The 23,579-nt window shown below is 41.0% G+C and carries 18 protein-coding genes, 2 pseudogenes and 1 other annotated feature; of the genes and pseudogenes, 16 read left to right on the plus strand and 4 right to left on the minus strand.

Going from position 1 to position 23,579, the window contains the following annotated elements:
* Window positions 1-59 precede the first annotated feature (59 nt).
* Window positions 60-737: a response regulator transcription factor gene (locus LKD41_RS08070; RefSeq protein ID WP_118087546.1), complete on the minus strand. Its 678-nt coding sequence runs from the start codon at window positions 735-737 to the stop codon at window positions 60-62.
* A gap of 646 nt (window positions 738-1,383) precedes the next feature.
* Here LKD41_RS08070 and LKD41_RS08075 point away from each other — a divergent pair.
* From LKD41_RS08075 to gltA, 8 genes are all read left to right on the plus strand, one after another.
* Entirely contained in the window at window positions 1,384-3,111 is a 1,728-nt protein-coding gene (locus tag LKD41_RS08075; RefSeq protein WP_227700891.1) for an ABC transporter ATP-binding protein, read from the plus strand.
* Between the two features lie 143 nt (window positions 3,112-3,254).
* Window positions 3,255-4,394 (plus strand): CobW family GTP-binding protein, encoded by a 1,140-nt coding sequence (locus LKD41_RS08080; RefSeq protein WP_227700892.1) that lies wholly within the window; start codon window positions 3,255-3,257, stop codon window positions 4,392-4,394.
* A 27-nt stretch (window positions 4,395-4,421) separates the two neighbouring features.
* Window positions 4,422-5,369, plus strand: a complete 948-nt coding sequence (locus LKD41_RS08085) for a TIGR03943 family putative permease subunit (RefSeq protein WP_022243351.1) — start codon at window positions 4,422-4,424, stop codon at window positions 5,367-5,369.
* Window positions 5,370-5,416: 47 nt separating this feature from the next.
* Window positions 5,417-5,656 (plus strand) — a binding site (T-box leader).
* A 95-nt stretch (window positions 5,657-5,751) separates the two neighbouring features.
* Window positions 5,752-6,807: an ABC transporter substrate-binding protein gene (locus LKD41_RS08090; RefSeq protein ID WP_118087541.1), complete on the plus strand. Its 1,056-nt coding sequence runs from the start codon at window positions 5,752-5,754 to the stop codon at window positions 6,805-6,807.
* Between the two features lie 45 nt (window positions 6,808-6,852).
* Window positions 6,853-7,818 (plus strand): ABC transporter permease, encoded by a 966-nt coding sequence (locus tag LKD41_RS08095; protein ID WP_022243349.1) that lies wholly within the window; start codon window positions 6,853-6,855, stop codon window positions 7,816-7,818.
* Window positions 7,818-8,624, plus strand: a complete 807-nt coding sequence (locus tag LKD41_RS08100; RefSeq protein WP_022243348.1) for an ABC transporter ATP-binding protein — start codon at window positions 7,818-7,820, stop codon at window positions 8,622-8,624. The genes LKD41_RS08095 and LKD41_RS08100 overlap by 1 nt, the downstream gene beginning before the upstream one ends.
* A 133-nt stretch (window positions 8,625-8,757) precedes the next feature.
* Window positions 8,758-9,645, plus strand: a complete 888-nt coding sequence (locus tag LKD41_RS08105; RefSeq protein WP_227700893.1) for a sulfide/dihydroorotate dehydrogenase-like FAD/NAD-binding protein — start codon at window positions 8,758-8,760, stop codon at window positions 9,643-9,645.
* Window positions 9,645-11,030, plus strand: a complete 1,386-nt coding sequence (gene gltA, locus LKD41_RS08110; protein ID WP_022243346.1) for an NADPH-dependent glutamate synthase — start codon at window positions 9,645-9,647, stop codon at window positions 11,028-11,030. The genes LKD41_RS08105 and gltA overlap by 1 nt, the downstream gene beginning before the upstream one ends.
* A gap of 197 nt (window positions 11,031-11,227) precedes the next feature.
* Here the strand turns inward: gltA and LKD41_RS16045 are convergent.
* Window positions 11,228-11,834 (minus strand): annotated as a pseudogene (locus LKD41_RS16045) (transposase zinc-binding domain-containing protein); the annotation flags it as partial.
* A gap of 158 nt (window positions 11,835-11,992) precedes the next feature.
* On the opposite strand from LKD41_RS16045, the gene LKD41_RS08125 reads away from it, so the two are divergent.
* On the plus strand, window positions 11,993-12,742 hold the full coding sequence (locus LKD41_RS08125; RefSeq protein ID WP_227700895.1) for a leucine-rich repeat domain-containing protein: 750 nt from the start codon (window positions 11,993-11,995) through the stop codon (window positions 12,740-12,742).
* A gap of 302 nt (window positions 12,743-13,044) precedes the next feature.
* On the opposite strand, the pseudogene LKD41_RS15975 reads toward LKD41_RS08125, so the two are convergent.
* Window positions 13,045-13,313: pseudogene (locus tag LKD41_RS15975) on the minus strand (transposase); the annotation flags it as partial.
* 177 nt (window positions 13,314-13,490) lie between these two features.
* Between LKD41_RS15975 and LKD41_RS08135 the strand changes: the two are divergent.
* From LKD41_RS08135 to LKD41_RS08145, 3 genes are read left to right on the plus strand one after another with little or no spacing between them, the layout of a single operon-like run.
* Complete coding sequence (locus tag LKD41_RS08135; RefSeq protein ID WP_022243345.1) at window positions 13,491-13,862, plus strand: GntR family transcriptional regulator; 372 nt, start codon at window positions 13,491-13,493, stop codon at window positions 13,860-13,862.
* Window positions 13,859-14,557: an ABC transporter ATP-binding protein gene (locus LKD41_RS08140; RefSeq protein ID WP_022243344.1), complete on the plus strand. Its 699-nt coding sequence runs from the start codon at window positions 13,859-13,861 to the stop codon at window positions 14,555-14,557. The genes LKD41_RS08135 and LKD41_RS08140 overlap by 4 nt, the downstream gene beginning before the upstream one ends.
* On the plus strand, window positions 14,551-15,375 hold the full coding sequence (locus LKD41_RS08145; RefSeq protein ID WP_227700897.1) for a hypothetical protein: 825 nt from the start codon (window positions 14,551-14,553) through the stop codon (window positions 15,373-15,375). Before LKD41_RS08140 ends, LKD41_RS08145 begins: the two co-directional genes overlap by 7 nt.
* Before the next feature lie 192 nt (window positions 15,376-15,567).
* On the opposite strand, the gene LKD41_RS08150 is transcribed toward LKD41_RS08145, so the two are convergent.
* Window positions 15,568-16,659: a pyridoxal phosphate-dependent aminotransferase gene (locus LKD41_RS08150; protein ID WP_227700898.1), complete on the minus strand. Its 1,092-nt coding sequence runs from the start codon at window positions 16,657-16,659 to the stop codon at window positions 15,568-15,570.
* Between the two features lie 134 nt (window positions 16,660-16,793).
* Between LKD41_RS08150 and LKD41_RS08155 the strand changes: the two genes are divergently transcribed.
* The 4 genes from LKD41_RS08155 to LKD41_RS08170 are packed head-to-tail and all read left to right on the plus strand — an operon-like array spanning window position 16,794 to window position 23,550.
* Window positions 16,794-20,333, plus strand: a complete 3,540-nt coding sequence (locus LKD41_RS08155) for a DUF5717 family protein (protein ID WP_227700899.1) — start codon at window positions 16,794-16,796, stop codon at window positions 20,331-20,333.
* A 30-nt stretch (window positions 20,334-20,363) separates the two neighbouring features.
* Window positions 20,364-21,593, plus strand: a complete 1,230-nt coding sequence (locus tag LKD41_RS08160) for a DUF5716 family protein (protein WP_227700900.1) — start codon at window positions 20,364-20,366, stop codon at window positions 21,591-21,593.
* 11 nt (window positions 21,594-21,604) lie between these two features.
* On the plus strand, window positions 21,605-22,369 hold the full coding sequence (locus LKD41_RS08165; protein WP_227700901.1) for a hypothetical protein: 765 nt from the start codon (window positions 21,605-21,607) through the stop codon (window positions 22,367-22,369).
* Between the two features lie 2 nt (window positions 22,370-22,371).
* Window positions 22,372-23,550 (plus strand): hypothetical protein, encoded by a 1,179-nt coding sequence (locus LKD41_RS08170; protein WP_227700902.1) that lies wholly within the window; start codon window positions 22,372-22,374, stop codon window positions 23,548-23,550.
* Window positions 23,551-23,579 lie beyond the last annotated feature (29 nt).

Below are 23,579 nucleotides of genomic sequence, written 5' to 3' on the forward strand. Positions count from 1 at the left end.
TACATTTTCATCGGTTATTATGGTACTCATATTTATAACAGGCGTTTTTTGCAGTTCAATTAGTCACCAAGCTTATAGCCCAGTCCGCGGATGGTTTTGATATATTCCGGGTGTGCCGGGTCGGCTTCGATTTTTTCCCGGAGCCTTTTGATGTAGACGGTAAGGGTATTATCATTTACAAATTCCCCTGCCATATCCCAAAGTTCATCTAAGAGACGGCTTCGTGTAAGGACAATGCCCTGGTTGGAAAGAAAGAGTAAAAGCAGCCGGTATTCCAGGGCGGAAAGAGTCAGTTCCACATTATTCTTATAGACCAGTCCACGTACGGTATCAGCTTTCAGTTCATGATATTCCAACGGCTGGCTGCCACGGTGATAGCGGCGGAGAACACTGTTCATTCTGGAAATCAGTTCTCTCGGCCGGAAGGGCTTGGGAATATAATCATCGGCACCAAGGTCAAGCCCGGCAACCACACTATATTCATCATCCGATGCCGTCAGAAAAATGACAGGAATATCAGAGTTTGCCTTGATGGCACTGCACAAAGAAAAGCCGCTTCCATCCGGCAGGGAGACATCAAGCAGCGCTAAGTCAAAGTGATACTGCCCGGAATCTAATAAATCGATGGTTTCCTTTTGGTTATTCGCAGAAGTAACCTGAAAACCCTCCTGATTCAGGAAAGTGCGTAAATTAGAAACGATACTTGTATCATCATCTACAAGAAGTACATGTGTCATGTTTTCTTCTCCTTACAATTAATTTATAGAAGGCGCGGATTGACAAAATACTTGCATAAAATAATTTCGGTTATCCGGAGGATATTTGTTTATGGGATGGAAAATGCCAGTTGTTCTTAGCTGCATGTTTTGCTTGATGATAAACTGTCTTTCCGCTTGCTTTGACCGGATATCTGCACTGTCCGCCGGGTGCGGATGCGGTATAAGACCTGTAAGGGGCACTAGGAATTTCGACAGGCAAAATATTTTGTCCGGCAACCGGTGCAAATTCACATCCATGTTCATATGCACCTCGCTGGCACGTCCATGTGCCAGCGTTGCCTGTTGCCGGACGAAATTCCAAGTGCCCCTAACAGCCCTTCTTAGGCATCCGCACTTCGACGGACGGTACAGATAGACTGTCAAACATTGGAAAGACGGTTTTTACAGGCAAAAGCAAAATATGCAGCTTAGAACTACGGTATTTTATATCCAAAACAAATATCCTTTGGATAACAGGATTATTTTAACAAGGATTATATAGTGTCAATCCGCCACGTTTATAAAAGTCATTGTAGCATAAAGAAACTTGCATTTGCAAAAGAAACAGTATAAGATGGACAGTTGTGATGAAAAATAAGCTGGTAAAGGCAAGAGGGATAGACAGATGAAGCAGAATTTAAAGAAAATGATTTCTTATTATAAACCATATCTTGGCGTATTTTTTATCGATATGTTTTTTGCACTGTTAGCAGCAGTGGCGGCACTGGTGATTCCGCTGATTGTACGGTATATTACATCAACAGTGGTATATCTGCCGGAGCAGGATGCAGTAAAGACAATCGGAAAGCTTGCTTTGTTTATGGTGGCGTTGGTAGCCATTCAGTGTTACAGCAATTATTATATTTCTAATAATGGTCATGTAATGGGTGCCAAAATAGAATATGATATGCGGGCAGAAATATTTGCTCATTATCAGAAACTGTCCTTTGCATTTTATGATAATCAGAAGGTCGGACAACTGATGGCGAGAATTACCACGGACCTTTTTGATATCAGCGAACTGCTGCACCATGGACCGGAAAATATTGTGATTTCCCTGATTAAGATAATTGGTGCATTTGTTATTATGATGGGAATCAGTCCGAAGCTTACAGTGGCGACATTTGCACTGGTACCGTTTATGATAGCGTATGCATATTTCTTTAATAAGCGTATGAAAAAGGCATTCCGGCAGAACCGTATTAAGATAGCGGATATCAATAGCCAGATAGAGGACAACCTTTCCGGTATCCGCGTAGTAAAATCCTTTGCGAATGAAGAAGTCGAACAGGAAAAATTCAGCCGCGGAAACAAAGGCTTCTTAGATGCCAAGAAGAACAGCTATCTCTTTATGGGTGGTTATCAGGCGGGATTGACTGCATTTACCACGTTGATTACCGTAGTAGTGGTGATTGCCGGAGCACTGTGGATTCCGGGTGGCAGTGTGAGCATTACAGATTTGATTACGTTCCTTTTATATATCAATGTATTTACCGAGCCGGTTAAGACGCTGATTGATTTTACCGAGCAGTTCCAGAATGGATATTCCGGCTTTGAACGGTTTATGGAGATTCTTTCCATTGAACCGGATATTTCGGATGAGGAAAATGCCATTGTCATGGAAAATGTGCGGGGAGAAGTAGAATTTCAGGATGTTTCCTTCCGGTATGAAGAACATTTAAGCCGCGTTTTAAGGCATATAAATCTGAAAGTTCCGGCAGGAAGCTACGTGGCACTGGTGGGAACTTCAGGTGCCGGAAAGACAACACTTTGCAGCCTGATACCAAGATTTTATGATGTGTCAGAGGGCAGAATTTTAATTGATGGCTGTGATATCCGCCACTATAAATTAAAAAGTTTAAGAGACCACATTGGCATTGTCCAGCAGGATGTTTATTTGTTTGCCGGAACCATTTTTGAAAATATTGCTTATGGCAAACCGGATGCGACAAGGCAAGAAGTCATTGAGGCAGCAAAGAATGCCAATGCCCATGAATTTATTTTATCACTGCCGGATGGTTATGATACAGATATCGGACAGCGGGGTGTAAAACTTTCCGGCGGTCAGAAACAGCGGCTCTCCATTGCCCGGGTATTTTTAAAGAATCCGCCGATTCTTATTTTTGATGAAGCAACCTCAGCACTGGATAACGAAAGTGAAAAGGTGGTACAGGAATCACTAGAGAAGCTGGCGAAGAACCGGACAACATTTGTAATTGCCCATAGGCTTTCTACGATAGAAAATGCAGGGCGTATTCTGGTGCTGACTGAGCAGGGAATTGAAGAAGAGGGCACCCATGAGGAGCTGCTTGCACGGAATGGAATTTATGCAGGGCTTTATCATACCCATTGATATTGAGAAAAGCTATTTATAAAATTTGTATGAAGTTCACGCGGTTTGCTTGAGAAATTTTACTTTTTCTGCTATATTGCAATAGGTAGACAAATCAATTCAGTGTGAAATACACTTTAATTATTAGAAAGAAGGATGTTAAAATGACAAAAATTGATATTATTTCAGGCTTCTTAGGAGCTGGAAAGACCACATTTATCAAGAAAATGATAGAAGAGGCTTTTGTTGGTGAGAAGCTGGTACTGATTGAAAATGAATTTGGTGAAGTCGGTATCGACGGCGGATTCTTAAAGGATTCCGGCATTGAGATTACCGAGATGAACTCAGGATGTATCTGCTGTTCCCTGGTAGGAGACTTTGGAAAGAATTTAAATGAAGTAATTACTAAATTCCATCCGGACCGTATCTTAATCGAGCCGTCAGGAGTTGGTAAACTTTCTGACGTAATGAAATCTGTTATTGATGTAGAAAAAGAGCAGGATGTGAAATTAAATGCACTGGTTACAGTTGTAAATGCAAAGAAAGCATCCAAACAGATGAAAGCCTTTGGCGAATTCTTCAATAACCAGATTGAATTTGCAACAACAATCGTATTAAGCAGAACCCAGAGCACAACACCGGAGCAGTTAGAACTTTGCGTAAAACAGATGCAGGAATTAAATGGCAAGGCTGCAATCATTACAACTCCTTGGGATGCCATCAAAGGTGAACAGATTCTCAAAGTTATGGAAGGACAGGACTCTCTTGAGATGAAACTTCTTGCAGAGGCACATCATAAAGCAGAAGAGGAAGAGCATGAGCACCATCATGACCATGACCACGAAGAACATGAACACGGTCACGACCACGAAGAGCATGAGCACCATCATGACCATGACCACGAGGAGCATGAACACCATCACGACCACGACCATGAGGAGCATGAACATCATCATGAGCATGGCGAGAACTGCACCTGCGGATGCCATGACCATGACCACGAACATCATCATCACCATCATGCAGATGAGGTATTTACAAGCTGGGGCAAAGAGACTCCGCATAAATTTACCCGTGAGAAGATTGAAGAGGTATTAAAGACCTTATCCGAGAGCGAAGAGTATGGCATGATTCTCCGCGCAAAAGGAATGGTAGAGGATGTCAATGGTTCCTGGATTTACTTTGATATGGTTCCGGGCGAGTATGAATTAAGAGATGGAGAGCCGGATTACACCGGAAGACTCTGTGTCATTGGTTCTAAGATTGACGAACACAAGATTGAAGAATTATTCGGCATTGCATAATGCCCGTCAGATAGGAAAGGGGAAACCATGCAGGAGATTCCAGTATATTTATTTACCGGATTTATGGACAGCGGTAAGACCACATTAATCAAAGAAACACTCTTTGAAAATGATTTCGGCGGGGACAACCGTACGGTAATTATTGTCTGTGAAGACGGTGATGAAGAATATGATGAAGCAAAATTAAATACCATTAATGCGAAGGTTGCAATGATTGAGGAGCAGGAAGATTTTACAACAGAGACCTTGCAGAAAATTCAGGAGACATACAAACCGGAGCAGATTTTTATTGAGTATAACGGTACCTGGGATATCGCTACTTTGCTTGAAACAAAGATGCCGGATGGCTGGGTAATCGTACAGTCCTTGGCAACCGTAGATGCCACTACATTTGAAATGTATCTTGCTAATATGCGTGCCATGATTATGGAGCAGTTGTTTAAGGCAGATGTAGTAATCTTTAACCGTTGTGATGATAATACACCAAAGGGCAAGTTCCGCCGTGCCGTAAAAGCACAGAACCGTCCGGCACAGATTGTATACGAGCGTGCCGATGGAACAATTGATGAGAGTGCCGATGAAGAACTGCCATTTGACATCAATGCAGATGTCATTGATATTACGGATGCAGATTATGCAATCTGGTATATGGATGCACAGGATAATCCGAAGAAATACGATGGCAAGAAAATCAAATTCCTTGCGTTGGTATATAATCCGGAAAAGATGAGCAGGAAGGGCATGTTTGTGCCGGGACGTTTTGCCATGACCTGTTGTGTAGAGGATGTCCAGTTCTTAGGATTTAAATGCAAATATCCGAAGTCGGAAGAAATCGGTCACAAATCATGGATAAATATTACCGCAGAAGTTCATGTGGAATTTGCCAAGGAATACAGAGGAAAAGGACCTGTCCTTTATCCGGTATCCATTGAGCCGGCAGAGAAGCCGGAAGATGAACTGGTATATTTCTCATAAAAAAGTGTTGACAATGTGAAAGAAAAGTATTATTCTAACTTCAATAAGAGAAACCGTTGAGAAAGAGTAGTAAGCTTGATTGGAAATCAAAGAGAGCTGCAGGTGGTGGAATTGCAGTATGGAAGATTTTGCTGAATGGACTTTCGAGGGTGGCCTGAATTAACAGTAGGCGTCACCGGGAACCGAACCCGTTACCAATCCGGCATGTATGATTCGTACATGAATGAGTGGACAATTCGTCAATATGAGTGGTACCGCGATAATAAGATTTTATTACCGTCTCAAGCATAAGCTTGAGGCGGTTTTTTACTGTTGGAAAACAGTAAAAGCGCTTTCTCTTATGAACAACAATAAATCATATAAGAAAGAAGAGGTAGTAATTATGAAGAAGAAAATGATGGCAGCAGTATTAACAATGGCTATGGCAGTAGCAGCAATGGCAGGATGCGGAAGCAACAGTGCATCCAATGATGCAGCAACAACAGAGAAGGCTGCAGCAGATGGTAAAGTTTATAAAGTAGGTATCGTACAGTATGTAGATGATGCTTCTTTAAATCAGATTGAGAAAGCAGTAGAAGCAGAGCTGGATGCAAAAGCAAAAGAGCTCGGTGTTACTTTTGATTATAAAGATTATACTTACAATGGTCAGGCAGATTCTTCTACCTTAAACCAGATTGCAACAGACCTGGTTGCAGAAGATGTAGATGTGATTATTCCAATCGCAACACCAACCGCAATGATTATGCAGGCAGCAACAGAAGAAAATCAGATTCCGGTTGTATTCTCTGCAGTCAGTGATCCGGTTACCGCAGGACTTGTTGAAAGTATGGATAAACCTGGTTCCAATATCACCGGAACATCGGATGCATTAAATACAGAAGCAGTAATGGACTTAATGTTTGCAGCAAATAAAGACATTAAAAAAGTAGGTCTTTTATATAATAAGAGTCAGGATTCTTCCACTGTTCCAATTCAGGACGCAAAAGATTATCTTGATAAAAAGGGCGTTGAATATGTAGAAAAAACAGGAACAACCAATGATGAAATTTCTCTTGCAGCAGATGCATTAGTTGCAGCCGGTGTAGATGCCGTATTTACACCAACCGATAACACCGTAATGACAGCAGAACTTGCAATTTATGAGAAATTTGTAGAAGCAGGCATTCCGCATTATGCAGGAGCTGACTCCTTCGCATTAAACGGAGCTTTCTGTGGATTCGGTGTAAACTATGTTGACCTTGGTACTGCAACAGCAGATATTGTAGTAGATATTTTAGTAAATGGGAAAGATCCTGCAACAACAGCAGTACAGACCATGAGCAACGGAATCGCAACTGTAAATACAGATGTGGCAAGCCAGCTTGGAATTGATTACAGCGTATTTGACGGTATGTGTGAAAAAGTAGTAGAGATTCAGACCGCAGAAGAGTTTGAATAAAAAGATAAAACGATAGTATGATAAGATAGTCAGGGGGATTAAAGAATGGGCTCCATATTTACAATATCCATTTTACAAAGTGCATTAGAGCTAGGGTGTATATACGCCCTGGTTGCACTGGCATTGTTTGTTTCATTTTCCATATTAAATATTGCAGATTTGTCAACCGATGGCTGCTTTACCTTAGGCTGTGCCGTATGTGCCATGGTAACGATACAGGGTCATCCGATTCTGGCACTGGCAGCAGCAATGTTAGCCGGTGTATGTTCCGGATTTATCACAGCATTTCTGCAGACAAAGCTTGGAATTGAATCAATTCTGGCAGGAATCATTGTAAATACGGGACTCTATACCATTAATATTGCAGTCATGGGATTTGCTTCCCAGGTGAACCTGTTTAACTGCAATACCATATTTACCATGGCAAAAAATGCCATTGGTGGTGGCTGGTATAAACTGATTGTGGCAGCATTAATCGTACTGGTAATCGGCGTGATTTTATCCGCATTTTTAAATACCAGATTAGGTCTTTCCATCCGGGCAACCGGTGATAATGCTGACATGGTAAAAGCCTCCAGCATTAATCCATCCTTTACGATTACCGTAGGTCTTTGTGTAGCCAATGCAATGACTGCATTATCCGGCGGTGTATTAGCACAGTACCAGAAATCCTGCGATATCAACCTTGGAACCGGTATGGTAACCATCGCACTTGCCAGCCTGATTATCGGAGAATCCATTATCGGAAAAGGCTCCATGTTCCGCAGAGTATTAGGCGTTGTATTAGGAAGCTGTCTCTATCGTTTCTTAGTAGCCGTTGCATTAAGACTGAATGTTCCGGCAGAGGCATTGAAACTGGTTTCTGCAATTATCGTAGCAATTGCAATTGCATTCCCGTTCTTAAAGAAGAAGGTAGCGTTTGTCAGACAGAAGAGCGCAGCACAGAAGAAATTAAAAGACAATATGCGTCTGGCGGAAGCAAATACAAAGGAAATGGGAGGTGACCGATAATGTTAGAAATGAAGCATGTATCTAAGACATTTAATCCGGGAACCGTAAATGAAAAGAAAGCATTGTGTGATTTGAACCTGGTTCTTGAAGATGGAGATTTTGCTACAATCGTAGGAAGTAATGGGGCAGGAAAATCAACTACATTTAATGCGATTACAGGTGCGTTCTATGTAGATGAAGGACAGATTATTCTAGATGGAGAGGATATTACATATAAGAAAGAATTTTTGCGCAGTAAAGTCATTGGTCATCTGTTTCAGGACCCGTTAAAGGGAACAGCACCACATATGACCATTGAAGAAAATATGGCACTGGCATATCTTCGTGCATCCGGAAAAGAAAATGCATTTTTCAGCAGAATCCGTAAATCCGATAAAGAAAAATTCAGAGAACTGTTATCCCAGCTTGATATGGGTCTGGAAGACAGAATGAAGCAGCCGGTGGGATTGTTATCCGGCGGTCAGAGGCAGGCACTTACCCTTCTGATGGCAACGATGGTGACCCCGAAGATTCTTCTTTTGGATGAGCATACGGCAGCACTTGACCCTGCAACCGCAGAGAAAGTATTGGAACTGACGAAAAAAATTATTGCAGAGCATCATATTACCTGTCTTATGGTAACCCATAATATGCATCAGGCACTAGAGCTTGGCAACCGGATTCTGATGATGGATTCCGGAAATATTGTCCTTGATTTAAAGGATGAAGAGAAGAAGAAAATGACGGTAGACAGCCTTTTAGAGCAGTTCCGCATCCAGGCAGGAAAGCGTCTTGACAATGACAGAATTTTAATGTCAGCACAGTAAAAATAGAAATTGGTAAATTTTTTTTAAGAAACAAGTGTCGGAAAATGTTGATTTTCTGACACTTTTCCTATATGATTAAATCTAGTGGTCTGGAATTCCACAAGTTGATGTAAACAAAGTATGGAGGTATAGTATGTATCCTATTATAAAAAAGGAAAAGCTGGCAGATAAGATTTATCTTATGGATGTCAAAGCAGAGCGGGTAGCAAAGTCTGCAAAGCCAGGACAATTTGTAATCGTGAAAATCGATGAAGAAGGTGAGCGTATACCACTTACCATCTGTGATTATGATGAGAAAGCCGGAACTGTAACAATTGTATTCCAGACAGTTGGAGCATCTACAGAGCGTATGGCATATTTAGAGGAAGGAGATGCATTCCAGGATTTTGTTGGACCACTGGGCTGTCCATCCGACCTTATTGAGGAAGATATAGAAGAGTTAAAGAAAAAGAAAATCGTATTTATCGCCGGAGGTGTTGGAACAGCACCGGTTTACCCACAGGTAAAATGGTTACATGAACATGGGGTAGACTGTGATGTTATCATGGGTTCTAAGACCAAGGATTTATTAATTCTGGTAGAAGAAATGCGTAAAGTTGCAACTAATCTTTATGTAACAACCGATGATGGTACTTATGGCTTCCATGGAATGGGAACCAACCAGTTACAGGAATTATGGGATAAAGGTGTTCGTTACGATCATTGTGTTGCCATCGGACCAATGATTATGATGAAATTCGTTTGTAAACTGACCAAGGAGCTTGGCATTCCAACTGTTGTATCCATGAATCCGATTATGGTAGACGGAACCGGAATGTGTGGAGCATGTCGTCTTGTGGTTGGCGGCGAAGTAAAATTCGCATGCGTGGATGGACCGGAATTTGACGGACATCAGGTAGATTTCGACCAGGCAATGAAGAGACAGCTTCAGTATAAGACAGAAGAAGGCCGTGCAATGTTAAAATTGCAGGAAGGCAATACCCATCATGGTGGATGCGGTCAGTGCGGAGGTGACAAATAATGGAAGGATTAACAAGAGTACCTGTACGTGAACAGGAGCCAGAGGTACGTGCAGCAAACTTTGAAGAAGTTTGTCTTGGCTATAATGAAGAAGAAGCAGTAGCAGAAGCAAAACGCTGCTTAAACTGTAAAAATGCACAGTGTATGAAAGGATGTCCGGTTTCCATTAATATTCCGGCATTTATTGCACAGGTGAAAGAAGGCAACTTCGAAGAAGCTTATCATATTATCAGTGAATCATCTGCACTTCCTGCTGTATGTGGCCGTGTATGCCCACAGGAGAGTCAGTGTGAAGGAAAATGTATCCGTGGTATCAAGGGTGAGCCGGTTGCAATCGGTAAATTAGAGCGTTTCGTAGCTGACTGGGCAAGAGAGCATGGAATCAAGCCTAAGAAAGCAGAAAAATTAAATGGACATAAAGTAGCAGTTATCGGTTCCGGCCCTGCAGGTCTTACCTGTGCCGGTGATTTGGCAAAGCTTGGCTATGATGTTACTATTTTTGAAGCTTTACATGAAGCCGGTGGAGTATTAATTTACGGTATTCCGGAATTCCGTCTTCCAAAGTCAAAAGTAGTTGCAGCAGAAGTAGAAAATGTAAAAGCTTTAGGCGTTAAGATTGAGACCAACGTTGTCATTGGTAAAGCAGTTACCATTGATGAATTAATGGAAAAAGAAGGATTCGAAGCTGTATTTATCGGTTCCGGTGCAGGACTTCCAAGATTTATGGGAATCCCTGGCGAGCAGGCAATGGGAGTATTCTCTGCAAACGAATTCTTAACCAGAAATAACCTGATGAAAGCATTCCGTGATGACTATGATACGCCAATCAAAGCCGGCAAAAAAGTTGTTGTAGTTGGTGGTGGTAACGTTGCAATGGATGCAGCCCGTACCGCAAAACGTCTCGGCGCAGAGGTACATATCGTATACCGTCGTGGCGAGGAAGAGCTTCCGGCAAGAAAAGAAGAAGTACATCATGCAAAAGAAGAAGGCATTATCTTTGACCTTCTGCAGAATCCTACTGAAATCTTAGTAGACGAAGACGGCTGGGTAAAAGGTTGTCGTGTCATTAAGATGGAATTAGGTGAGCCGGACGCATCCGGAAGAAGAAGCCCGGTAGAGATTCCAGGTTCTGAATACGAAATCGAGGCAGATACCGTAATCATGTCTCTTGGTACCTCTCCAAACCCATTGATTTCATCCACTACCAAGGGTCTGGACATCAACCGCAGAAAATGTATCATTGCAGAAGAAGAGACTGGAGCAACCTCCAAAGATGGCGTATACGCCGGTGGAGATGCAGTAACCGGAGCAGCAACCGTTATCCTTGCCATGGGTGCAGGAAAAACTGCAGCAAAGGGAATTGATGAATTCTTACGCAATAAATAAAGAATAAAGCATAATAATATATGCTTAAGGGACGCAGGATTTTTCTGCGTCCCTTTTTTACTTTATAGGAAATTTCTCAAATCGTCAGAAATAGTGTATAATAAACTGGAAATAAAAAATGACATGACAAAAGAGCGAATGTTGGATTCGCCATGACGTTGTTTATGACGTTTTTTGTGGTAAACTTCTAAAACCAGAAGTTTCTTTTCTTGTTTGTGATGTTTTGCATATACCCCATAGTAGCGAAGCATTTTGAAATGTTTTTCAGGGATGTGGACAATCAGTTTCTGGATGAAGTCCAAAGCAGGAATAGTTTCAGTAACAGTTTTGTTGTCTTCGTGTTTGGTGTACATTTCATTTTTAACTTTACGAAAAGATGGACCAATGCTGGAAGTAAGCTGTTCAAGGAGAACTTTACGGAAGGCATTACGAAGGAAATTGTAATCAAAGTGTTTGACAGGACGCCAGGGAGTGATGTTACCAGCCCCACCCTCGGAGATGAGAGCGTGGATATGAGGATTCCATTTCACAATGGCGATGAACACAAGAAACAAGCTTACAGGACATATGAAAAGAACGAAGCTGGTTGTATTTGTTTCCACAGGAAGGGCAAAAACGGCTTTTACAGCGAAAGGGAACAAATTTAAGATTTCCACAGTGAGGACAGCCATACATGGCACCACCGTGAGAAGAGTCACCACAATGAATCATCTTGTTGACATTTTCGATAACAGAAGGACGAGGATGAAGTTTGTAAATGATATGTTCATAATAATCGGTAAAGATAGATTGTAATATATTCATAATGGTGCTAGAATAGGGGTGTTGAGCGTGTCGAAGTCACTTTTTTACTGTAAGCAAAATCCATATTTATTACAGAAATTATCTGATTAATGGTAATTCTGACCTATTGCGCCATTTACTAAAGTAATATAAAATAATTAACTTCAAAGGAGAAAGAAATGAAAAAGAGACTATTAATTCTAGGAATGATTTTTACAATGGCTGTGTCATCAGCAGGCTGTGGCAGTTCGTCATCAGACAATGCAGGTAAGACAGACCAAACAAAACAAACAGCAGATGTGCAGGACAGCCAGAAAGACACATCTTCAAGTGATAAGTCTGATGATAAGAATGATACTAATTATAAATCAGCAGATGAAATCACAATGGATGATTTGATGAGTCATGATGAGACACCGGCAGAGGATTTTGAGTTCAATGATGGTACAGATGAGATAGTAATAGATAAGTATATTGGAAAAGATCCGATAATGGTTATTCCAGATGAAATAAATGGAAAAAAAGTTGTTAGTTTAGGAACGTATGCTTTGGCTAACGATAAGAATATAGTTGCTATCAAAATTGGAAATAATATAAAGGATTTAGGTGAGGGAGTATTTGGAAATTGTGAAAATTTAAGATATGTTGTTTTAGGTGATTCTGTTAAGACGATTGGATGTAATCCGTTTCTTAATACGAATATACAGGAAGTTACTCTTAATGATGGACTTCAAAAGATTGGCGAAGATGACATAAATAATACGGTTGATGCACCATCTAAAAATATTGGTATGGATTTAAAAATACCAGAAAGTGTTACTGAAATGCATTTAAGAGATTTTCATCTTATTGTAAAAGCAGGTTCATATGCTGAACAGTATGCAAAAGAATATGCAGAAAGTAATAATCTTACATACACAGTAGAATAATTCTGTATGATTTACTTCTAGTTAACGATTAAGCTAAGGCCACCGACTGTTTGACATAGTTTGCAACAAGGGGCATCAGTGTGTAAATTTTAAGGGCTTTCCATCATGGGAAGCTCTTTTTCTTGCTTTATAGGAAATTTCTCAAATCGTCAGAAATAGTGTATAATAAACTGGAAATAAAAAATGACATGACAAAAGAGCGAATGTTAGATTCGCCATGACGTTGTTTATGACGTTTTTTGTTTTGGTTTAGGGTAGCTGCACTATCTGACTATGGAGAAAGAATTATTATGAGCATGGATTTATCCATATTTCATAACCTTTCGATATTGTTCAAATAGTGCAGTTTTTTGTGGTAAATTTCTAAAACCAGAAGTTTCTTTTCCTGTTTGTGATGTTTTGCATATACCCCATAGTAGCGAAGCATTTTGAAATGTTTTTCAGGGATGTGGACAATCAGTTTCTGGATGAAGCCCAAAGCAGGAATAGTTTCAGTAACAGTTTTGTTGTCTTCGTGTCTGGTGTACATTTCATTTTTAACTTTACGAAAAGATGGACCAATGTGGGAAGTTTTTATAAGCTGGTGGCTAAGTGACCACCTTATTTGTTACTGGTGTCCACCTGGTGGCCACTATTTCTGACATGAGGAATAAATTAAGGATTGGTAATGAAAATCCTCTTGACAAATCCGTCGTAAGAATATATTGTATTACTTATATAGTACAAAAATACGGAAAGGGGTGATTGCATGGCATGGGAATTGGATTCGGATCGTCCTATTTTTATTCAGATTGTGGAGCGGATTCAGATGGAAATAATATCCGGTAAATACAGTCCGGGAGATAAGTTACCTTCTGTCAGGGATCTGGCGGCGGTAGCTGCAGTAAATCCGAATACGATGCAGAAAGCACTGACAGAGTTAGAGCGGACAGGACTTGTGTATTCCCAGCGTACAAGCGGGAGATTTATAACGGAGGATGCAAAAATGATTGAGGAGTTAAAGAATAATCTGGCACAGGAACAGATTAAGGAATTTTTGGAAAATATGAGCAAGCTTGGCTATAAGAAATCAGAAACCTTATCTTTGATTCAGGAGATTTTGGAGGGAGAGCAGGCATGAGTACATTATTGGAAGTAAAAGATGTATGCAAGCGATATGGAAAGAAAACTGCGCTTGACCATCTGAACCTGACCTTAGAGAGCGGACATATTGTTGGCCTCTTAGGACCGAACGGAAGTGGAAAGACAACACTGATTAAGCTGATTAACGGAATTCTTACTCCGGATGAGGGCGAGATTTTGGTGGAAGGAATGAAGATTGGCGTAGAGACAAAGAAGGTGGTTTCTTATCTGCCAGACCATACATATCTTAACATGGGGATGCGGGTACGTGATATTTTAGATTATTTTGAAGATTTTTATCAGGATTTTGATGTGGTAAGAGCTTATGATATGCTGGCAAAATTATCCATTAATCCCAATGATAAATTAAAATCCATGTCCAAGGGAACCAAAGAAAAGGTGCAGCTTATTTTAGTAATGAGCCGTCGTGCGGACTTATATGTTCTGGATGAGCCGATTGCAGGAGTAGACCCGGCGGCAAGAGATTATATATTGCGGACGATTCTTACCAACTATGATGAGAATGCAACGATTCTGATTTCAACCCATCTGATTGCAGATGTTGAGAATGTATTAGATGAGGTAGTCTTTATTCAGAATGGAACAATCAGCCTGACTTCATCAGTAGATGATATTAGAATTAATCAGGGTAAATCGGTGGATGCTTTGTTCCGGGAGGTGTTTAGATGTTAGGAAAAGTAATGAAACATGAAATGAAAGCAACCTGGAAAGTATTATTTCCACTGGCAATGGTTTTGGTCGGCGTTACGTTAATTGGCATGCTGATGATGAAAATGCAGGTTTTCGAAACAGATATAGGAGCCTTGGTCGGGCTGGCAATGCTTCTCTTGTATATCATTGGGCTGATTGCATTGAGCGTTACGGCATTTATTTTTCTGCTGGTTCGGTTTTACCACAGCATGTATGGTGCAGAAGGTTATTTGTCACATACCCTTCCGGTAACCACCTTTTCCTTGATTAATGGAAAGCTTTTGGTGGCGGTATTCTGGCATGCAATTACATCAATACTTGTTTATGTTTCGGCATTTTCATTGATAGTGACAGCTGGATTGAATCTGGGTAATGAAGGGGAAAGAATCAAGCTGGAAGAATTACTGCAGCAGCTGGGAGATATGATAGGAATTTCGATTCCGGCACTCTTTGGCTGGGCAATATTATATAGTGTGATTTCTGCGTTTTCCGCTATGCTTATGGTATATGCCAGCATGGCAATCGGTCAGTTGTTCCGCCACAAAGTTGCAATGTCGATTGTGATGTATGGTGTGCTTTATGCGATTCTTCAGATCATATCTTTTGTGATATCCATTAATTCAGCAAATGGATTTGTTGAGAAACAGGCTGCAATGGGAGATGACAGCTTCTTTAGCATAACGATTGCAAATATGTATGGAAATATATTTTCAAAGAGCATGGTACTTTACATCGGTGTATCAATTGTATGCTATATCATAACAGCATTGATTACCCATAAGAAATTAAATCTGGAGTAAATGAGAAAACTACTTGTTGCGTATCTTCGCAGAGCGTTTTTCACTTTACAGGAAAGCAATTTTCTGTAAAGTAAGAAAAGGCGGAACCAATCAAAAATAGACTGGTTTCGCCTTTTTACGTCGCCATGAATTCCATAGAAACTGCCAGTGGCAGTTTCGGCTGGCACAGATTAGCGGAGAAAAAATAAGAAATTACTTCGAAAGAAGACAGTCAATCAGCTTATCATTCATCTCCGGCATCATAAAGCAGAAGCGGATGTATTTGTTATCTAAGAAAGGAAAAGTAGAGCAGTCGCGAATCATCATATTCTTCCGGATTGCTTTATCAAATAAATCCGCAGAAGTAATGTCCTCCCTTAAGATTTTAAGAAGCATGAAGTTGCCGGATGGCTTGTATGGTTTGAAATCCGGGTGATTTTTAAAGATTTCATAAATCCGGGCACGCTCTGAAGAAATAAGAGATTTTGTCTGCTGGATGTATTCCTCATCGGTAAACATCAATTCTCCGGCAATTACGGCAAGAGAGTTAATGGTCCATGGATTTTTTCTTGTATTGATGGATTTGATTAAATCCTGATTGCCGCTGATAGCGTAGCCAAGGCGGAGCCCCGGAGCAGCAAAGAATTTGGATGTTCCACGCAGGATAATAATATTGTTATAGTAGTGGGTCAGTGGAACTGCGGTAATTTCATCCATGTTATCGGCAAATTCCACATAAGTCTCATCCACCATGACAAAGATATCATATTGCTTGCAGATATCTAAAATCCGGCGCATATCCGTCCGGTTGATGCAGGATGAGGTAGGGTTATTGGGATTGCAGAGTACTAAAAGGTCGATGCTTTCATTTAAGTGAGCGGTAAAATCATCCACATCAAGGACGAAATCATCCTTTTCCCGGAGTGGATAGTAGAGTGTAGTACCGCCGCCTAAGGAAATTTCGCGCTCATATTCCGAATAAGTCGGACCGAGAATCATGGCTTTTTTCGGATGCTCAATCTGAATAAAAAGAGAGATTAATTCCGTGGAACCATTTCCTACAATGACCTGGCTGGCATCGGTGCCGGTATAGGCAGCAATACATTTTCTTAAAGAAGTATATTCCCGGTCCGGGTAGGATGTAATGGCATCAATATGGGAAGCCAAAGTACTTCGCAGTAACGGAGATACGCCTAAGGGATTGACATTGGCGGAAAAGCTTGTAATATCCTCTTTTTTGATACCGTAAACGGCTTCTATTTTCTCTAAATCACTTCCGTGAAAATGTTCTTTTGGTGTTATCATGAAAAAGACCTCCTGTTAAAATACAACGGAAAGAAAGTTGCATGTGTGTTTTAAATAGTTTATAATCTATTATAACTGTAATGAGGGAAAAAGCAACAAAATCTCATATCGGAGAAGGAAAAGCAGGTGACATTTTGCGTAGACGGATTCAGAGACTTGCAGCAGGAAAATTTGAACAGGAACAGCCGGTTTTATCTCTTTCGGAAGAGAAGATTGAAATTGAGGTATTAGAGGGACAGGGTTATACGGGAGAATTTGTGATTGAAGTATCCAACCATGTTCCGGTAAAGGGGCTGATTTATTCCTCTAATCCATATATGGAATGTCTGACACCGGAATTTGAAGGGGAAGAAGTCCGAATCGGATTTCAGTTCCATAGTGAGGGTTTCCGGGTTGGCGATATACAAAAGGGTGAATTCTGTATTATTTGTAATCAGTTGGAATACAGCCTTTCTTTTGTTGTGTCTATAATCCGGCCTTATGGAAATGCGTCTACCGGAAGAATCCGAAATCTCAGTGATTTTATCAAACTGGCACAGACGGATTATATGGAAGCTTACCATCTGTTTGCTTCCCAGGGCTTTCAACATGTATTAAAAGAAGAAAAAGGAAAAGAACTATTATGGTATGCCGGCTTTGGCGGACCGGGAGCATTGATTTCCGGTATGGAGGAGTTCTTGGTTACGATTAATGCCAAGCCACGCATTGAACTTGCGTTAAAAGAACAGGAAATTACCTATCGGGATATCAAAGAGGAGCAGAAGGAAACGCTTTTTGTGCAGAAGAATGGCTGGGGGTATATAAGCTTTGAAGCACAGACAGACAGCAGCTTCTTAAAACTGGAAAAGAATGTTTATACTTCAGATGATTTTACCGGAAGTATCTGCGACCTTATTTATTATATTGACCCGGCAGAACTTCATACCGGAAAAAATTATGGAAGAATTACTTTAGAAAATATTTATCAGCATCTTACTTATGAGATTACCATAATCAGGACGCCGGAGCGCAGAGAACAGGAGCATATCGATTATCTGGAAGAGCAGAGAACACTTGCACATATCACCGGAATCTATCTCAATTATCGTATGAAAAAGATTGGCGCAGGACTTTTTGCATCAGGAATGTTAGATGCACTGAATCATCTGATTGCAATGCGGCCGGAAAATGACTGGTATCTTCTGATGAAAATACAGGCATTACTGGTAAGCGGACAGAAGCAGGAGGCAGAGTGGTTATTTGATGAGTTCCGGCGGAAAGAGGAAGCAAAAGATACACCGCTTTATGCATATTTTCTCTATCTCCGTACGTTGTGGGAGCGTGAAGAATCCTATGTGAACCGGCTGACTGCAGAGATTGAAGAAATTTATCAGAAAACCGATGATATCCGGGTGTTCTGGATGCTGCTTTTCTTAAAGAAAGAATATTGTGAGAATGATACCAGGAAAATCCGGGCAATTGAGAGCCAGATGTTAGACGGCTGTAACAGTCCGTTTTTCTATATCGAAGGATTCTATTTATACTGGCAGAATCCGTATCTTTTAACGAGACTTACTGATTTTGAAATCCGCATTCTTTACTGGGCGGCAAAAAAAGGTGTGTTGACCAGTGACCTTGCCATGCAGATTACGACGCTGGTATCGGAAAAACGGGTATTTCATCCGCTGCTTTATAAGACTATGTGCGTGGCATATGATAAATTTCAGAATAATCAGATGTTGTCAGCAATCTGTGCTTACCTGATAAGAGGACAGCGTTTTGGATTGCATTATCATATCTGGTTTGAACGTGGCGTGGAAGAAGATTTGCGGCTGGCAGGATTAAATGAAGCATATTTAATGTCCATGGATTTACTTGCCATTAAGAAAATTCCACGGATGATACAGATGTATTTTCAGTATAACAGCAGCATTCCATACAAACAGAAGGCGGCTCTGCTTGCAAATGTAGCAGCGTTAAAGGAGAAAGAGCCGGAGGTATATTCCAGTTACCGGAAGCGGATGGAAGAATTCGCAATTGCCCAGATAGAAGAAGGTCATATTGATGATAATCTGGCGATTATCTATTCTGATTTATTAAATAAAGGCATGATACAAAAAGAGATGGCAGGACCACTGGCGAAGATTCTCTTTACCCATAAAATGAACTGCTTTGCACCGAATATTGTGCGGATGTATGTTTTGCATGACCAGCTGCGAAAAGTGCAGTGTGTGCCGATTGTAAATGGCAGTGCTTATTTTGAGTTATACAGCAAGGACTATGTCATTGTATTTGAGGATACGAAGGGATACCGGTATGGCAGTGAGATTTCATACCAGCTGGAAAAGCTGATGAGGCCTGGTGCCTTTTACCGTACCTGCATGGAATATGCACCATATGAGATTTCGTATCTTTTGTATCATTTTACATCCAGGGATACCCACCTTGCATTTATGCCAGAGGATAGTGAGTATTTACGCATCTTCTTAAAAGAGGAAGCATTGCGGGAAAGTTACCGGGCAGAGCTTTATGCAAAGGCAGTACATTTCTATGAGCAGGAAGATAATCAGGAACTGGTGGAAGAGTGTCTGCGTCATGCACCGCTTTCTTCTATGAAGCGGGATGACAGAGCCTATCTTTTGAATCTGATGTTGGAATACCGGTTATATGAGATTGCATATCCGGATATCCGGGAATTTGGCTGGGAAGGCATCCGGCTGGAGAAACTGACAGCACTTCTGACTTATGAAATAGAAGAAGTGGATTATGAAAGTGATGACTTCCTGCTGGCACTTTGTGCAGTGACTTTTCAGGCGAAGAAATACAGTAAAGAGATGCTGCAGTATTTAGCACAGTTCTACTGCGGTCCGACCCGTGTAATGGCGGCGGTCTGGTCAGCAGCGCAGACTTTTGATATAGATACCAGAGACTTGGAAGAACGGTTATTGATGCAGATGTTATATACAGCAGAATTTGTAGAACAGGTGCAGAGCATTTATGAAAGCTTTGTGTCACACGGAGCACCTCATCTTCTGCAAAAAGCATATGTAAATTATTTCGCACATTTCTATTTTGTGCATCAGGGCATTGTACCGGAAAATGTCATTAGAGGCTTAAAGAAAAATTATGAGGAACAGGAAGAATTAAGCCAGGTGATGAAGCTGGCACTGCTTTATGCAGTGGCGAAGAGGGATTTGTCCATAGAAGAAAAAGGTGTAATGGAGATGACAGAGCAGCTTCTACAGGAGCAGCTGGCACAGAATCTTTATTTTGCATTTTATCAGCAGATGCCGGAAGAGATCCGTTATCGATTTCATTTTTACGACCGGAAGTTTTTGGAATACCGGACAAACCCAAGTAAGCGTGTGGTGGTTCACTATCAGAAGGGTGAATCCTATGTGGATGAAGATATGAATGAGATGTATGAGGGCATTTTCGTAAAAGAATTTATCGTATTCTTTGGAGAAGAAATTCCGTATTATATTTCAGAGGAAGCACCACGGGAGTCCGTTGTGACTGAGAGTGGACGGCTTTCCTGTAAGGATGTCTGTGGCAGGGAAAACGGAAGCACCTATGATATGTTGAATGAAATGGAATTAGAATATACCTTAAAGGATTATGAGAAGTTAGAGCGGCTTTTACGGAAATATGACAGCATGAAGAAAAGGAATGAAGAACGTTTTCAACTGATGTAATAACAGGGAAAACAATAACAGGGTGATGGTATGAAGGAAAAAAGCCTTTCAATAGGACTTGATTTTGGAAAAAAATACGCATTAGTATCATATTGTACATCCGATATGTCAGAGCCGGATACCATCAGTACCGTGGCAGGCAGTGAATTGTACCAGATTCCATTAAGCCTTTGTAAGCGGAGAGGAATCGGACAGTGGTATTACGGAAAAGAAGCAGAGACTGTCATGAAAAATGGCGAAGGAAGCGGCTGTGACCGGCTCTTTGGCCGGGCACTGGCAGGCGAACAGGTTACCGTGGAAGGGGAAACTTATGATACGGTAGAACTGTTAAGTCTCTTTGTCCGTAAAATTCTTACGGTACCGCAGAAATTCGGCACATCCATGAAGCTGGCAAGAATTACCATTACCATGGATACTTTAAACCGGGAGAAGATGGAACTGATTGAAAAAATAGCCGGACGGATGAAGTGGACAAAAGAGCAGTATCATGTCATCGATTATGCAGAAAGCTTTTATTACTATGCTTTAAGCCAGAAGGAAGAACTGTGGCTGCATGATGCAGTTCTCTTTGATTATTCCAAGAACAGTATGCGCTTTTATTACATGGAGCGTAATCTGAATTCCACACCACAGCTGGTTCATATTTATCTGAAAGATTATGGTCCTTTGATTGGCAATAAAGACACTGCGTTTTTAGATGTAGTAACAGATGCCGTTTCCCGTAAAATTTATTCTTCGGTATATCTGACCGGGGATAGTTTTGATGGAGAATGGATGAGAGAATCCTTAAAATTTCTCTGCAACGGAAGGCATGTTTTCTTGGGCAAAAATCTTTATGCTAAGGGAGCCTGTTATGCATCCTGCATCCATACCGGAATGCAGCCATGGCAGTTTGTCTATATTGGCGAGAATGAGATGAAGGTAAATATCAGCCTTAAAGTAAAAGATCGGGAAGAACTTATTTTCCATACACTGGTAAGTGCAGGAGAAAACTGGTATGAAGCAAAGAATCAGTGCGAGATTTTACTGGCAGGTACGAATACCGTTGATTTCTGGCTGCAGCTTCCGGACAGCAGGGAAGCAAAGATAGAATCCTTAGAGCTTACGGATATTCCCAAACGGCCGGAACGTATGACCAGACTTTCTGTTATGACAGAAGCACTGTCGGATTCCGCTGTAAAGGTTACCATACGGGACCTTGGATTTGGAGAGATTTATAAAAGCTCTGAAAAAGTGTGGGAATATAAAATGGAACTGTAGGAGGAGAACTCATGGGAGAATTGATTTTATGCAATCGGAAAGAAACCGATGTGCCATATTATTTAGAACAGAATATGATAAATATCTATTCCCTGGAGGAATTGAACTGGTATATTTTAAACCACACGGAATATCTTGACGATTCTTTTGTGTCGGATGATTTAATCAGCTGGATTGCAGAGGAGTTAAAAGACCTGGAGTTAGCCGGGCAGTTAAAAGAGGCTGTCCGAAAGAAAATGACGCTGGCAAAGAAAGTCCGGCTTCTGATGGATGACTGCGGCTTTTGCACAAAGAAAGAAAAAGATGAAATCGAATATGCACTGGCAGAAATAGAAAATAAATCAGAAATTGAATGTATGAAAATCAGGGCAGACAGAAGCCTTATGAATCACCGGTATGTCATGGCTATCAGGGAATATATGCGTCTGCTGCAGAAGGAAGAGGCGGGGAAGCTGGCTGCTTCTGTCATAGGAAATATATGGAATAATATTGGAGTTGCACATACCGGATTATTCCTGTACCGGGATGCGGCACGATGCTTTAAGAAAGCTTATGACTATAATAACAATCCGGCATGTATGCGGGAGATGGAAGAAGCATGGCGGATGGCAGCACCGGATGAAAAGGAACAGGTTTATGAAGTATCAGAAGAACTGCAAAAGACATTAGAGGATATTCATAAGCAATGGAATGATGAGGAAGAAGTACTGGAAGCATTTCGGGATGTGCTGGATAAGAAAAAATATATTTACGAAAGCAATGGACGGTGGGCATAACATTGATTAAATTTTTTAGAAGAAAAAGGAAACCAAAGAAAACAATTGAAGAGGTCTTAGAATGTATCACAGAGGATACGTTATCGGAAGAAGACCGGAAGGATGAACATAAAGTACAACATTATGTTCTGGGTCACTGTGAACAGATGATTGACACCACAAAGACCCTGGAAAATGAAAAGTCTGAATATCGTGTGGTGACTTCTTATTTAAAGGATATCCAGATTATTGAAGAACTGCCGGAAGATGAGGCAGCTGCTTTAAGAGATACTGCAAACAGTATTCTTACACTGGATCAGTCCCGTTCCGATTATCTGAAAGCAACCAAGAAGCTGACAGATACGCAGTATGCACAGATGGAACAGGAAGAGGAGACTCTGACGGAATCCATCCGGACCCTGCAGGCAAATGAGATGTATCAGGCGGCCGTAAAGCGTGATATGAATTACCTGGAAGGGGAGAAGAATGAATGGGCCTATTACCGGGAAGAGTTAATGGAAGAACAGAAGATTCTGCGGAAGGCATCCTATGTAGTATTTGGCATGGTACTGGCATTCCTTGCAGTCATATTGGTTCTTCATGTGACATTGGAAATGGATGTACGGATTCTATTTACGATTCTGATGGTAGCTGCGGCAGCCAGTGGATTCTTTATGCTGTACCGGAATCAGAATAATACAAGAGAAATCAAGCGGGCAGAAGTGAACATGAATCATGCCATTACTCTTTTGAACCATACTAAAATAAAGTATGTAAATTCTACGAATGCGGTGGATTATGCCTGCGAGAAATACCATGTGCATAATTCCTATGAATTGACCTATCTCTGGGAGCAGTACTTAGAAGCCAAACGGGAAAGAGAAAAATTTGAGCGGAACAGTGATGACTTGGAATATTTTAATGGAAAGTTAGTACACATGCTGCAAAAATATGAACTTTATGATGCAAAGGTCTGGATTAGTCAGCCCAATGCACTGGTAGATAAGCGTGAAATGGTGGAAATCAAGCATGAATTATTGAGCCGGCGGCAGAAAATCCGGGCATCCATTGAATATAACATGGATGTAGTATTAGAACAGAAGGAAGAAATTGAAAAACTCATGAAAGAGTATCATGAGGAAATCCCGGAAGTCCGTGAGATTATTAATTCTGTGGACCGGCTCTGCGGAACCGGAGAATGAAAATAGCGTATCATCGATAGAAAATATCG

This window comes from Roseburia sp. CLA-AA-H209, assembly GCF_020687575.1.
GTDB lineage: Bacteria > Bacillota > Clostridia > Lachnospirales > Lachnospiraceae > Roseburia_C > Roseburia_C amylophila.